Origin of the sequence: Pseudomonas sp. Ps21-P2, from assembly GCF_039672565.1 — a bacterium.
Taxonomy (GTDB): domain Bacteria; phylum Pseudomonadota; class Gammaproteobacteria; order Pseudomonadales; family Pseudomonadaceae; genus Aquipseudomonas.
This window is the reverse complement of the sequence record NZ_JBDFPL010000002.1, coordinates 405,539-419,304: the sequence shown is the minus strand read 5'-3', so window position 1 is coordinate 419,304 and position 13,766 is coordinate 405,539. Positions and strand designations below refer to the sequence as shown.

9 protein-coding genes are annotated in these 13,766 nt (G+C 61.5%); 7 read left to right on the top strand and 2 right to left on the bottom strand.

What is annotated here, in order from left to right; genetic code table 11:
- Positions 1-248: 248 nt before the first annotated feature.
- Both aceF and aceE read right to left on the bottom strand, forming a co-directional pair.
- Entirely contained in the window at positions 249-1,919 is a 1,671-nt protein-coding gene (aceF, locus tag ABEH28_RS05740; RefSeq protein WP_346629362.1) for a dihydrolipoyllysine-residue acetyltransferase, read from the bottom strand.
- Positions 1,920-2,065: 146 nt separating this feature from the next.
- Entirely contained in the window at positions 2,066-4,711 is a 2,646-nt protein-coding gene (gene aceE, locus ABEH28_RS05735) for a pyruvate dehydrogenase (acetyl-transferring), homodimeric type (RefSeq protein WP_282371694.1), read from the bottom strand.
- Between the two features lie 385 nt (positions 4,712-5,096).
- On the opposite strand from aceE, the gene glnE reads away from it, so the two are divergent.
- From glnE to ABEH28_RS05700, 7 genes are all read left to right on the top strand, one after another.
- On the top strand, positions 5,097-8,048 hold the full coding sequence (gene glnE, locus ABEH28_RS05730; RefSeq protein ID WP_346629361.1) for a bifunctional [glutamate--ammonia ligase]-adenylyl-L-tyrosine phosphorylase/[glutamate--ammonia-ligase] adenylyltransferase: 2,952 nt from the start codon (positions 5,097-5,099) through the stop codon (positions 8,046-8,048).
- 126 nt (positions 8,049-8,174) lie between these two features.
- The gene (waaF, locus tag ABEH28_RS05725) at positions 8,175-9,209 is read left to right on the top strand and encodes a lipopolysaccharide heptosyltransferase II (RefSeq protein WP_346629360.1); all 1,035 of its coding nucleotides are present in this window, start codon (positions 8,175-8,177) and stop codon (positions 9,207-9,209) included.
- A 1-nt stretch (position 9,210) separates the two neighbouring features.
- Complete coding sequence (gene waaC / locus ABEH28_RS05720; RefSeq protein ID WP_346629359.1) at positions 9,211-10,275, top strand: lipopolysaccharide heptosyltransferase I; 1,065 nt, start codon at positions 9,211-9,213, stop codon at positions 10,273-10,275.
- Entirely contained in the window at positions 10,275-11,399 is a 1,125-nt protein-coding gene (locus ABEH28_RS05715) for a glycosyltransferase family 4 protein (protein ID WP_346629358.1), read from the top strand. The genes waaC and ABEH28_RS05715 overlap by 1 nt, the downstream gene beginning before the upstream one ends.
- Entirely contained in the window at positions 11,396-12,202 is an 807-nt protein-coding gene (gene rfaP, locus ABEH28_RS05710; protein ID WP_192171140.1) for a lipopolysaccharide core heptose(I) kinase RfaP, read from the top strand. Before ABEH28_RS05715 ends, rfaP begins: the two co-directional genes overlap by 4 nt.
- A complete protein-coding gene (locus tag ABEH28_RS05705; protein ID WP_346629357.1) occupies positions 12,202-12,936 on the top strand; it encodes a lipopolysaccharide kinase InaA family protein in 735 nt (244 codons plus the stop codon). The genes rfaP and ABEH28_RS05705 overlap by 1 nt, the downstream gene beginning before the upstream one ends.
- A complete protein-coding gene (locus tag ABEH28_RS05700) occupies positions 12,933-13,688 on the top strand; it encodes a lipopolysaccharide kinase InaA family protein (RefSeq protein WP_346629356.1) in 756 nt (251 codons plus the stop codon). The genes ABEH28_RS05705 and ABEH28_RS05700 overlap by 4 nt, the downstream gene beginning before the upstream one ends.
- Positions 13,689-13,766: the final 78 nt, after the last annotated feature.

The window sequence follows — 13,766 nt, the reverse complement described above, 5'->3', positions numbered from 1 at the left end:
AAATCTGTCGGCAGACGGTTGATTTACTGGAGGTAATTGATCGGATTGTCAGGGTGAGGGTCGAGCGGCTGGTATTTGTGCATGATCAGTTATCGGCAGCGCGACCGAATACTGTAGGGCCTTTGTAGCCGCTGATGAATCCATTTTAAAAGGGCAAAAAAAGCCCCGCCAGTGAGCGGGGTTGAGGTACGAGCGTGGCAGCTCGAGAAAACGCAAGCCCGTTTCGCGAGAAACGGGCCTTGTACGGCTTACAGCAGGATCGTGCGGATGTCCGCCAGCAATTCGCTAAGACGCTTGGTGAAGCGCGCTGCGGCGGCGCCGTTGATCACGCGGTGATCGTAGGACAGCGACAGCGGCAGCATCAGGCGAGGCTGGAATGCCTTGCCGTCCCAGACCGGTTGCATGGTGGCCTTGGACACGCCAAGGATCGCGACTTCCGGCGCGTTGACGATCGGCGTGAAGCCGGTGCCGCCAATGTGGCCCAGGCTTGAGATGGTGAAGCAGGCGCCTTGCATGTCGTTGGCCGACAGCTTTTTGGAGCGTGCCTTTTCCGCCAGCTCGGCCGCTTCGGCTGCCAGTTGCAGCAGGCTCTTCTGGTCGACGTTCTTGATCACCGGGACCAGCAGGCCTTCCGGCGTATCCACCGCGAAACCGATGTTGAAGTACTTCTTGCGAATGATCGCTTTGCCGCTTGGCGCCAGCGAACTGTTGAAGTCCGGCAGCTCCTTGAGCATGTGCGCGCTGGCCTTGAGCAGCAGCGGCAGAATGGTCAGCTTGACGCCGGCTTTTTCGGCCACGGCTTTCTGCGCGATACGGAAAGCTTCCAGGTCGGTGATGTCGGCCTGGTCGAATTGCGTGACGTGCGGAATGTTCAGCCAGCTACGATGCAGACCGGTTGCGCCCAGTTGCATCAGGCGGGTCATTGGCACTTCTTCGGTTTCGCCGAAACGGCTGAAATCGACTTCCGGAATCGGCGGGATGCCCATGCCGCCGGCAGCGCCGCCAGCAGCAGGCGCGTCCTTGGACTTGGTCATGATCGATTTGACGTACGCCTGGACGTCTTCTTTCAGCACGCGGCCATGTGGGCCGGTTGCCGAAACAGCGTTCAGCTCGACGCCAAACTCGCGAGCCAGCTGACGAACAGCCGGGCCAGCGTGAACCTTGGCGCCGTTGTTCGCAGGTGCAGCGGCTGGCGCAGCTGCTGGAGCAGGCGCGCTTTCAGCTTTCGCAGCCGGAGCAGCAGCGGGCGCCGGAGCAGCCGCTTCCGCCTTCGCCGGAGCCGGGGCAGCAGCTTGTGCAGGCGCCGCAGCCGGTGCAGCACCCGCCACTTTCAATTTCAGGATCAGGTCGCCGGTACCGACTTCGTCTTCGACCTTGACGCTGATGCTTTCGACAACGCCTGCGGCGGGAGACGGGATCTCCATCGAGGCTTTGTCGGATTCCAGGGTGATCAAGGATTGATCAGCTTCGATGCTGTCGCCCACTTTGACCATCAGCTCGATGATGCGAGCCTTGCCCGACGAACCGATGTCCGGAACGTGGATGTCCTGAACCGTGTCCGACGCGGCAGGTGCAGCCGCTGCGGCAGGCGCCGCTTCGGCTTCGGCCGGCTTCTCGGCTGGCTTTTCAGCAGCAGGGGCAGGCGCGGCAGCAGCAGGTGCAGCAGCCGGCTCGGCCGCCGCTTCGCCTTCCACTTCCAGCTCGAACAGTTCGTCGCCTTCTTTCAGGCGGTCGCCCAGCTTCACTTTCATCGCCTTGATGACACCGGCTTTAGGCGCAGGGATTTCCATGCTTGCCTTGTCCGACTCCAGCGTCAGCACGCTCTGGTCAGCTTCGATGCGATCACCGACCTTGACCATCAACTCAATGACTTCACCTTCACCGTTGCCGATGTCGGGTACTCGAATTAACTCACTCACAATGTCTCTCCTTAGGAGAACCTGTTCCTCGACTGCGCCGATTCATCTGCGACGAAACAGCCTGGATGCTCATTTACCGAAGTAAATTCCGCATCGGCGGCTGTTTCGCGCACCTTTCAGCGCTCTATTCGATCGTTACGCAGACCTTAGCAGTCCAGCGGGTTGCGCTTTTCAGGATCGATGCCGAACTTGGCAATGGCTTCCGCCACGACTTTAGGTTCGATATCGCCGCGATCGGCCAAGGCTTCCAGGGCGGCCAGCACCACGAAGTGACGGTCAACTTCGAAGAAGTTGCGCAGCTTCTTGCGGCTGTCGCTACGGCCGAAACCGTCGGTGCCCAGCACCTTGTATTCCTTGGTCGGAACCCACTGACGGATCTGGTCAGCGAACAGTTTCATGTAGTCGGTCGAAGCGATCACCGGACCTTTACGGCCATTGAGGCATTCTTCAACGTAGCTCAACTGTGGCTTCTGACCCGGCTTCAGGCGATTGCTGCGCTCTACGGCCAGGCCGTCGCGACGCAATTCGTTGAAGCTGGTGACGCTCCAGACGTCCGCACCAATGTTGAACTGCTCGCGCAGGATCTTCGCCGCCTCGCGTACTTCACGCAGGATGGTGCCCGAACCCAGCAGCTGCACGTGATGTGCGGCTTCCTTGGTGTCTTCTTCCAGCAGGTACATGCCCTTGATGATGCCTTCCTCGGAACCGGCCGGCATGGCAGGTTGCGTGTAGGACTCGTTCATCACGGTCAGGTAGTAGAAGACGTCCTGTTGTTCTTCGAACATCTTCTTCATGCCGTCCTGAATGATCACCGCCAGCTCGTAGCCATAGGTGGGATCGAAGGTGCGGCAGTTCGGGATGGTCGAGGCCAGGATGTGGCTGTGACCGTCTTCGTGCTGCAGACCTTCACCGTTCAGGGTGGTACGACCGGCGGTGCCGCCGATCAGGAAGCCACGGGTGCGGCTGTCGCCTGCAGCCCATGCCAGGTCGCCGATACGCTGGAAACCGAACATCGAGTAGAAGATGTAGAACGGAATCATCGGCTGGTTGTGGCTGCTGTACGAGGTACCTGCCGCGATGAACGACGACATCGCGCCGGCTTCGTTAATGCCTTCCTCGAGGATCTGACCTTTCTTGTCCTCGCGGTAGAACATCACCTGTTCTTTGTCGACTGGCTCGTACAGCTGGCCTACGGACGAGTAGATGCCCAGCTGGCGGAACATGCCTTCCATACCGAAGGTACGGGCTTCGTCCGGGATGATCGGAACGATGCGCTGACCCACTTCCTTGTCCTTGACCAGTTGGGTCAGGATGCGGACGAAGGCCATGGTGGTGGAAATTTCGCGATCGCCGGAGCCGTCAAGGATCGCCTTGAGGGTTTCCAGCGGCGGGGTCGGCAGGCTGAAGCTCTGCGCACGACGCTGTGGCACGAAGCCGCCCAGTGCGGCACGACGCTCGGCCAGGTAACGCGCTTCGGCGCTGCCTTCTTCCGGCTTGTAGAACGGCAGGGCTTCGAGCTGATCGTCCTTGACCGGGATGTCGAAGCGGTCACGGAAGTGACGCAGGCTGTCGACGTCGACCTTCTTGGTGTTGTGCGCGGTGTTTTTCGCTTCACCGGCGCCGGTGCCATAACCCTTGATGGTCTTGGCCAGAACCACGGTCGGCTGACCCTTGTGGTTCACCGCCTCGTGGTAGGCCGCGTAGACCTTGTACGGGTCGTGGCCGCCACGGTTCAGCTTCCAGATTTCGTCGTCGGACATATCCGCAACCATCGCCTTGAGTTCTGGCGAGTTGAAGAAGTGTTCGCGCACGAAAGCGCCGTCTTTGGCTTTGTAGTTCTGGTATTCGCCGTCGATGACTTCGTCCATGCGGCGTTGAAGGATGCCGTCGACGTCTTTGGCCAGCAGTGGGTCCCAGAAACGGCCCCAGATGACTTTGGTCACGTTCCACTGAGCACCGCGGAACACGCCTTCCAGTTCCTGGATGATCTTGGCGTTGCCGCGAACCGGACCGTCCAGACGCTGCAGGTTGCAGTTCACGACGAAGATCAGGTTGTCGAGCTTCTCGCGACCGGCCAGGGCGATGGCGCCCAAGGATTCCGGCTCGTCGGTCTCGCCGTCGCCCAGGAAGCACCAGACTTTCTGCTTGCCTTCAGGGATATAACCGCGGTGCTCCAGGTACTTCATGAAGCGCGCCTGGTAGATCGCCTGAATCGGACCCAGACCCATGGAAACGGTCGGGAACTGCCAGAAGTCTTTCATCAGCCACGGGTGCGGATAGGACGACAGACCGTTGCCATCGACTTCCTGACGGAAGTTGTTCATCTGGTCTTCGGTGATGCGCCCTTCCATGAACGCACGGGCGTAGACGCCTGGCGATGCGTGACCCTGGAAGTAGATCAGGTCGCCGCCGTGTTCGTCGGTCGGGGCCTGGAAGAAGTAGTTGAAGCCGATGTCGTACAGGGTTGCACTGGAAGCGAAGCTGGAGATGTGGCCGCCCAGATCCGGGTCGCCGATGTTGGTCTTGACCACCATCGCCAAAGCGTTCCAACGTACCAGCGAGCGGATGCGGCGTTCCATGAACAGGTCGCCGGGCATGCGTGCTTCGTGGGTAACGGGGATGGTGTTGCGGTAAGGCGTGGTGATGGCGTAAGGCAGTTGCGAACCACTTCGTGTGGCCAGCTCACCCATACGGGTCATCAGGTAATGAGCACGGTCTTCGCCTTCTTTGTCGAGAACCGATTCCAGGGCGTCCAGCCATTCCTGGGTTTCGACGGGATCGAGGTCTTGCATGGCTTGCTCCAGGGCGGAAAGGCTTCCAGAATCGGTTGCCTGAGTTTGTTGCGACTGGCCTTGTGGGCAGACGATATAAAATTCTTGGATGACCGGATGGGTCCCCGGCGTTGTGTAGTTTTACTACAAATCTCGGGCTAATTCAGCTTTTTGACTTGTATATACAGTAGTAAAACTACAGCTGAGCGACGTTTTCACTCGTGGTGCAGTGTCCGTTAAAGCAGGGTTCTCAGTGTAAAAATCTGACGAATCGCCGGACCTGTCATGCTGAAAGCCAGAAAATGCCCGTCATCAGCAATTTTTAACCTTTGTTCGACAGTCCGTCCGTTGCGTGTATACAACCGCCGTGGCGTGCTGCCATTTGAATGCCGATCAAGGATAGACCATGAGCCTTCCCCTGCTGGCCGAGCTGCCGGCTGTCCTTCTGCCGTTCGTCACTCGTGCGCGCCAATCCTGGCGCACCGCGCTCGATGCCCTCACAGATGACGCCAGGCATCCATTTCAGGCCTGGCCCGAGGCGCGGTTGCTGGCGTTCGATCGTGTGTGTGCGGCCAGCGACTTCGTCGCCGATCAGGTTTCACGCGATCCGCTGATGCTGCTCGACCTCGCTGAATCCGGTGAGCTGGAGCGCAGTTTTGCGCCCGGCGAGCTGCTTGGGCACATCGCCAATGCAGTCATTCAGGCTGCCAGCGACGATGAGTTGGGGCGTAATCTACGTCGTCAACGCACGCGCCAGCAAGTGCGAATTATCTGGCGGGATCTGACCCGGCAGGCTGATCTGGTGGAAACCTGCCGCGATCTCTCGGACATGGCAGATGGCTGCATCGATCTGGCTTACAAGTGGCTGTACGAGCGGCATTGTCAGCAATTCGGCGTGCCGACCGGCCGTCGGACCGGCGAGGCACAGCAGATGGTCATCCTCGGCATGGGCAAGCTGGGCGCCGTCGAGCTGAATCTATCGTCCGACATCGATCTCATCTTTGCCTACCCCGAGGGCGGCGAAACCCAGGGCGTTAAACGCCCGCTCGATAATCAGGAATTTTTCATCCGCCTGGGTCAGCGATTGATCAAGGCGCTGGACCCGGTCACGGTCGACGGCTTTGTCTTCCGGGTCGACATGCGCCTGCGCCCGTATGGATCTTCCGGTGCACTGGTGCTCAGCTTCAACGCGCTGGAGCAGTACTACCAGGATCAGGGCCGTGACTGGGAACGCTACGCCATGATCAAGGCCCGTGTGGTGGGCGGCGATCAGGAGAAGGGCAGCGAGTTGCTCGACATGCTGCGGCCGTTTGTCTATCGCCGCTATCTGGACTTCTCCGCCATTGAAGCGCTGCGCACCATGAAACAGCTGATCCAGCAGGAAGTCCGGCGCAAGGGTATGGCCGAGAACATCAAGCTCGGGTCCGGCGGCATTCGTGAAGTGGAATTCATCGCCCAGGCGTTTCAATTGATTCACGGCGGTCGCGATTTGAGTCTGCAGCAGCGGCCACTGCTCAAGGTGCTGAAAACCCTTGAGGGCCAGGGCTATCTGCCCGCTGCCGTCATCGATGAACTGCGTGAGGGTTATCAGTTTCTGCGCTACACCGAGCACGCCATTCAGGCGATTGCCGATCGGCAGACGCAAATGCTCCCCGACGACCCGCAGGATCAGGCGCGCATCGCCTTCATGATGGGTTTTGCCGATTGGGCGAGTTTCCATGAACAACTGATGTACTGGCGTGAGCGCGTCGCGTGGCACTTTCGTCAGGTTATCGCCGACCCGGACGAGGAAGAAGGCCAGCAGGACCACGGCGACGAAATCGTCGGCGGAGAGTGGCTGCCTCTGTGGGAAGAGTCGCAGAACGAAGAAAGCGCCTGCCTCCAGCTCCAGGAGGGCGGATTTGCTGACGCGCAAAAGGCGCTGAAAAACCTGAGCAACCTGCGCAACAGTTCGCAACTTCGCTCCATGCAGCGGCTGGGGCGTGAGCGGCTCGATGCCTTTATTCCGCGGCTGCTCGCCCAAGCGGTCGAGCACGACAATCCCGATCTGGTGCTCGAGCGCGTGCTGCCGCTGGTGGAAGCGGTGGCGCGTCGCTCGGCGTATCTGGTCTTGCTCACCGAAAACCCCGGCGCGTTGCGTCGATTATTGACCCTGTGCGCGGCCAGCCCGTGGATTGCCGAGCAGATTGCCCGTTTTCCGCTGCTGCTGGATGAGTTGCTGAACGAAGGTCGCCTGTTCAGCCCGCCACAGGCGCTTGAACTGGCCGCCGAGCTGCGCGAGCGTCTGACGCGTATTCCTGAAGACGACCTGGAACAGCAAATGGAAGCCCTGCGGCATTTCAAGCTGGCTCACCGTCTGCGCGTGGCTGCGTCGGAAATCACCGGCAGCCTGCCGCTGATGAAAGTCAGCGATTACCTGACCTGGCTGGCCGAAGCGATTCTGGAGCAAGTGCTGGCGCTCGCCTGGCGCCACACCGTCGCCCGTCACGGTGCACCGCGCCGACCGGACGGCACCTTGTGCGACCCCGGTTTTGTCATCGTCGGCTACGGCAAGGTCGGCGGTATCGAACTGGGTCACGGCTCGGATCTGGACCTAGTGTTCATTCACGATGGCGATCCCCAGGCTGAAACCGACGGGGCCAAGCCGATCGATGGCGCGCAGTTCTTCACCCGGCTCGGTCAGCGGATCATTCACCTGATCACCACCCAGACCAACTCGGGCCAGTTGTACGAAGTCGACATGCGCCTGCGTCCGTCCGGCGCGGCGGGTTTGCTGGTGAGTTCCCTCGGGGCATTTTCCCGCTATCAGGAGAACGAGGCCTGGACCTGGGAGCATCAGGCGTTGGTGCGCGCGCGGGTGCTGGTGGGCAGCACCGATGTCGGCCGGCAGTTCGAGACCGTGCGCGCCTCGGTGCTGGGGCGGGAGCGGGATCTGCCGAAGCTGCGTCAGGAGGTCAGCGAGATGCGCGCCAAGATGCGCGACAACCTCGGCACCCGTACAACGACGGCCGGCAAAGGGGCGAATGCGTTTGAACCGACGGCGCGGTTCGACCTCAAGCAGGACGCCGGAGGTATCGTCGATATTGAATTTATGGTGCAATACGCGGCCCTGGCGTGGTCCAGAGAGCATCCCGCGCTGCTTCGTTACACCGATAACATCCGTATTCTCGAAGGCCTTGAAGAGGCCGGTCTGATGGCCGCCGCCGATGCCGGCCTGCTGCGTGAGGCGTACAAGGCCTACCGCTCGGCCGCTCACCGACAGGCGCTGCAGAACGATCCGGGTGTTGTGGCCGGCGACCAGTTCGCCACCGAACGGCGCGAAGTGATGCGGATCTGGGGAGCGTTGGGGCTGAGTTGATTGCTGGCAGGGTTCGGATCTCACGGATCTATATAAAGCTATGACAGGGAGGCGTCAGGCGGCGTGTGCAAGCATCACGCAGTCTGATGGGCCTCCCTGCTCGTTTCTGGTCGTTTTTGGATGAGCATGAGAATTCTGATCGTAGGGCCCAGCTGGGTCGGTGACATGGTGATGGCGCAGACGCTGTTCCAGTGCCTCAAGCAGCGTCACCCGCAGTGCGAAATCGATGTGCTGGCGCCCGAGTGGAGCCGGCCGATTCTTGAGCGCATGCCCGAAGTGCGCACGGCCTTGAGCTTCCCGCTCGGCCATGGCGCGCTGGAGCTGGCCACGCGCCGGCGCATCGGCAAATCCCTCAAGGGCCAGTACGATCAGGCGATTCTGCTGCCCAACTCGCTGAAGTCGGCGCTGGTGCCATTCTTTGCCGGTATTCCCAAACGCACCGGCTGGCGTGGCGAATTTCGCTATGGCCTGCTCAACGACGTGCGCACCCTCGACAAGCAGCGCTACCCGCTGATGATCGAACGCTTCATGGCGCTGGCCTACGACAAAGGCGCCGAGTTGCCGCACCCTTATCCCAAACCCAGCCTGCAAATCGAAGCGGCGAGTCGCGACGCGGCGCTAACCAAGTTCGGTCTGAGCCTCGACCGGCCGGTGCTCGCGCTGTGCCCGGGCGCCGAGTTCGGTGAATCCAAGCGCTGGCCTTCCGAGCACTACGCCAAAGTCGCCGAAGCGAAGATCCGTGAAGGCTGGCAAGTCTGGCTATTCGGCTCGAAGAACGACCACGCCGTGGGCGAAAGCATCCGCGAGCGGCTGATTCCGGGCCTGCGCGAAGAATCCATGAACCTCAGCGGCGGCACCTCACTGGCCGAAGCCATTGACCTGCTGTCCTGCGCGGACGCAGTCGTCTCCAACGATTCCGGGCTGATGCACGTGGCCGCCGCGCTGAATCGCCCGCTGGTGGCGGTCTACGGTTCAACCTCGCCGGGCTTTACGCCGCCTCTGGCCGATGAAGTCGAGATCGTCCGCCTCGGCATCGAGTGCAGCCCGTGCTTCGAGCGCACCTGCCGCTTCGGTCATTACAACTGCCTGCGCCTGCTGGAGCCGGATTCGGTGATCCAGGCCCTCGGCCGTATTGGCGCCGCCCCGGTCGAGGTCGCCTGACTTGCGGGTACTGCTGATCAAAACCTCGTCACTGGGTGACGTGATCCACACCTTGCCCGCGCTGACTGACGCCATGGGCGCGCTGCCGGGCATCCAGTTCGACTGGGTGGTGGAAGAGGGCTTCGCCGAGATTCCGACCTGGCATCCAGCGGTCGCCAACGTCATTCCGGTGGCCATCCGTCGCTGGCGCAAGAACCTCTGGCAGACCCTCAAAAACGGCGAATGGCGCCAGTTCAAACAGCGTCTGCGCGACACCCGTTACGATGTGGTGATCGACGCCCAGGGCCTGCTGAAAAGCGCATGGCTTACCCGCTACGTCAAAGCGCCCATCGCCGGCCTGGACAAGACTTCTGCGCGGGAGCCCATGGCCGCCCGTTTCTACGATCGCCCCTATGCCGTTGCCCGCGGCCAGCATGCGGTCGAGCGGTTGCGTCAGCTGTTCGGTCAGGCGCTGGGCTATCAGGTGCCTGCGGGACTGGGCGATTACGGCCTTGACCGCAGCCGCTTGCTCACCGCCACAAACGACGCGCCCTTCGTACTGTTTCTGCACGGCACCACGTGGGACACCAAACATTGGCCCGAGCTTTACTGGCGGCAATTGGCCGAACGAATGATCGGTCAGGGACTTGAAGTGCGTCTTCCGTGGGGCAACCCGGCCGAGAAGGCACGAGCCGAACGCATTGCCGATGGCCTTGATAATGCCGTCGTGTTGCCCAAACTCAATCTGGCAGGGGTTGCTCGCGTACTGGCGAGCGCCCAGGGTTGCGTCGCGGTGGACACCGGTCTTGGTCATCTGGCTGCAGCACTGGACGTACCGACCCTGTCGCTGTTCGGCCCGACCAATCCGGGCCTGACCGGCGCGTACGGCCGGTCGCAGGTTCATCTGGCGGCCGATTACCCCGCTTGCGCGCCGTGCCTGCAAAAGAAATGCACTTACCGACCGACGCCTGAAGATCAGCGTCAGGTCGATACCGAACGCGAGTGGCCCATGTGCTTCACTCGCCTGAATCCCGAGCGGGTAGCGAACCAGTTAGGTGCGCTATTGCTGGCAAAGGAACATCCCTGATGCAACTGGCATTCGTGCTTTATAAATACTTCCCCTTCGGTGGCCTGCAGCGCGACTTCATGCGCATCGCCCTGGAGTGCCAGCAGCGCGGCCATAAAATCCGCGTCTACACGTTGATCTGGGAAGGCGACGTGCCGCCCGGCTTCGAAGTGCTGGTGGCGCCGGTCAAGGCAATCTTCAACCACCGTCGCAACGAAAAGCTCACCGACTGGATGAACGCCGACCTGGCCAAGCGTCCCGTGGACCGGCTGATTGGCTTCAACAAGATGCCCGGCCTGGACGTGTATTACGCCGCCGACGGCTGTTACGAAGACAAGGCCCAGAACCTGCGCCACGGCCTGTACAAATACTGGGGCCGCTACCGTCACTTCGCCGACTACGAGCGCGCGGTGTTCGGCAAAGACGCGAAGACCGAAGTGCTGATGATTTCCGAAGTGCAGCAGCCGCTGTTCATCAAGCATTACGACACGCCGCTGGAACGCTTTCATCTGTTGCCGCCGGGGATCTCCCAGGACCGCCGGGCGCCGCCGAATGCCGCCGAAATCCGCGCTGAATTTCGTCGGGAATTCAAGCTGGCCGACGATGACCTGCTGCTCGTGCAGATCGGCTCCGGCTTCAAAACCAAGGGCGTCGATCGCAGCCTCAAGGCGCTGGCGGCGCTGCCCGCAGAATTGAAAAAACGCACGCGCCTGTTTGTCATCGGCCAGGACGACCCCAAGGTATTCCAGGTGCAGAGCACGACGCTGGGCCTGGGCGATCACGTCACCTTCATGAAAGGGCGCAGCGACATTCCGCGTTTTCTGTTGGGCGCCGACCTGTTGATTCATCCGGCGTACAACGAAAACACCGGCACCGTGCTCCTTGAAGCGCTGGTGGCAGGGCTCCCGGTGCTGGTCAGCGCGGTGTGCGGCTACGCCCATTACATTGCCGAAGCCGACAGCGGTCTGGTGCTTGATGAGCCGTTCGAACAGAGCCAGCTCAATCAATACCTGGCCCGCATCCTCAAGGACGACACCGCGCGCGGCACCTGGAGCCGCAACGGGCTGGCATTCGCCGACACGGCTGATCTTTACAGCATGCCGCAGCACGCTGCGGATGTGATTCTGGCGGAGCACCACGGATGAAACTGATCCTTGCTGAACCCTTCAAGACCCTCTGGGCCGGGCGCGATGCGTTCGAGGCCGTCGAGGCGCTGGAAGGCCAGGTCTACCGCGAACTCGAGAACCGGCGCACCTTGCGCACGGAGGTCGACGGGCGCGGTTATTTCGTCAAGATCCATCGCGGCATCGGCTGGGGTGAAGTGGCGAAAAACCTGCTGACCGCCAAATTGCCGGTGCTCGGCGCGGGTCAGGAGTGGGACGCGGTCAATCGCCTGCATGAAGTCGGCGTGCCGACCATGACTGCCGTGGCGTACGGCGAGCGCGGCAACAATCCGGCGATGCAGCATTCGTTCATCATCACCGAAGAGCTGGCGCCGACCGAGAGCCTGGAAGATGTCAGCCTCAACTGGCGCAACGAGCCGCCCGAGCCACGCATGAAGCGCGCGTACATCGCCGAAGTGGCGCGGCTGGTCGGGATGATGCACCGCGCCGGGGTCAACCACCGCGACTGCTACATCTGTCATTTTCTGCTGCACACCGACACGCCGGTCACGCCCGATAGCTTCCGGCTCTCGGTGATCGACCTGCACCGCGCCCAGACGCGCCCGGCGATCACCCAGCGCTGGCGCAACAAAGACCTGGCCGCGCTGTATTTCTCGGCGATGGACATTGGCCTGACCCGGCGCGACAAACTGCGGTTTCTCAAGGGCTATTTCCAGCAGCCCCTGCGGCAGATCCTGGCCCAGGAATCGGCGCTGTTGAGCTGGCTTGAAGGCAAGGCCGAGAAGCTCTATCAGCGCAAATTGCGTTACGGAGACGCGCTCTGATGGCGGGCTGGAATCTGGAGCCTGGCTACGCCGCGCTGACAGACGACTTCGGCACCCTCGACGCGGTGTTCGCCCTCAAAGGCGAGCGCCTGACCCGCGATCCGTTGTCCGAAGTCATCCGCGTCGAGCGCGGTGGCGTGAACTACTACGTCAAGCGCTACGTCGCGGCGGGCAAGGGTTTGCGCCGGTATCTGGGACGGCCCCGGGTCAAGTCCGAATGGCAAAACCTCAAGCGCTTCGCCAAGTGGGGCATCCCGACCGCAGAAGTCGTCGCCTGGGGCCTGGAGCGCAATGGCGCTGCGTATGATCGCGGCGCGCTGATCACTCGGGAGCTGCCGCGTACCGAAGACCTGTCCGAACTGGCGCGGGTCAACGACACGCGCCTCGACAGCCGCGCGTGGGTCAATGGCGTCAGCCAGCAGGTCGCGCGCTACACCCGGACCATGCACGATCATCACTTCACCCATAACGATCTGAAGTGGCGCAACTTGCTGGTGGACGATCAGGCGACGGTGTTCCTCATCGACTGCCCCAACGGCGCGTTCTGGGTCAGCTTCATGCTGCGTTACCGGATCACCAAAGACCTCGCGTGCCTGGACAAGGTCGCCAAATATCACCTGTCGGCCACCCAGCGCCTGCGGTTCTATCTGCAATATCGTGGTCGTGAACGCTTGAATGATTCTGACAAGAAGCGCATCCGCCACATCGTCAGTTTTTTTGAGGGTCGCGAATGAGTGTTTTCATTGCTGACGCCGACCGGGGCCTGCTCGAACGGCACGGTCTGGCGGACTTCGATGCGTTGTGGAACGTAGAGCTCGATGCGGTGGACGAGCCCAACACCGGCCGTGGCGGCTGGAGCAGTGTGTTTCGCCTGGAGCTGGAAGGGTCCGGCTACTACCTCAAGCGCCAGAGCAATTACCTGACGTACACCCTGCATCACCCGTTTGGCGAGCCGTCTTTCTCCCGTGAGTTTCGCAACATCAGCCTGTATCAGAAGCTGGGCATTCCGGCGCTGCATGCAGTGTTCTACGCGGACAGGAAAGTCGACGGCGAGCGCCGCGCAATCCTGATGACCCGCGCACTGGATGGCTGGACCGATCTGGACACGCTGTTGCAGGACTGGCACGAGCGGCCGGCCACCGAGCGTCTGGCGATTCTGCAGGCGTGCGGGCAACTGGCGCGCACGCTGCACAAGGCGGGTCAGGTGCACGGCTGTTTCTACCCCAAGCATATTTTCATGCGGGCCCGGGGCGGTGAGTACATGGCGCAGCTGATCGACCTTGAGAAGACACGCAAGTCGATCTTCGGCCAGCGCGACCGGGTCAAGGACATCGAGCCTCTGCTGCGCCGCGCACCGGTCTGGAACGAAACGGAAATCCGCGAACTGCTCGCGGCTTATCTGAACGCCCCGGTCGATAGCGGTCTGGTTGACACCTGGTGGCAGCGTGTCGCCAAACGGGGCAGTCACAAGCGCCGTGACCGGTGATTTCTGGTTTCTGGTACACGAGATTTACTGCCTGTCAGATCTGCGATCTGGGTTTGGGCTTGATCAAAGAGGGCGCCG

Coding starts and splice junctions, on each gene's coding strand:
- ABEH28_RS05715 (WP_346629358.1), top strand. CDS start 10,275: ATGCAACTGGCATTCGTGCTTTATAAATACTTCCCCTTCGGTGGCCTG.
- glnE (WP_346629361.1), top strand. CDS start 5,097: ATGAGCCTTCCCCTGCTGGCCGAGCTGCCGGCTGTCCTTCTGCCGTTC.
- rfaP (WP_192171140.1), top strand. CDS start 11,396: ATGAAACTGATCCTTGCTGAACCCTTCAAGACCCTCTGGGCCGGGCGC.
- ABEH28_RS05700 (WP_346629356.1), top strand. CDS start 12,933: ATGAGTGTTTTCATTGCTGACGCCGACCGGGGCCTGCTCGAACGGCAC.
- waaF (WP_346629360.1), top strand. CDS start 8,175: ATGAGAATTCTGATCGTAGGGCCCAGCTGGGTCGGTGACATGGTGATG.
- aceE (WP_282371694.1), bottom strand. CDS start 4,711: ATGCAAGACCTCGATCCCGTCGAAACCCAGGAATGGCTGGACGCCCTG.
- ABEH28_RS05705 (WP_346629357.1), top strand. CDS start 12,202: ATGGCGGGCTGGAATCTGGAGCCTGGCTACGCCGCGCTGACAGACGAC.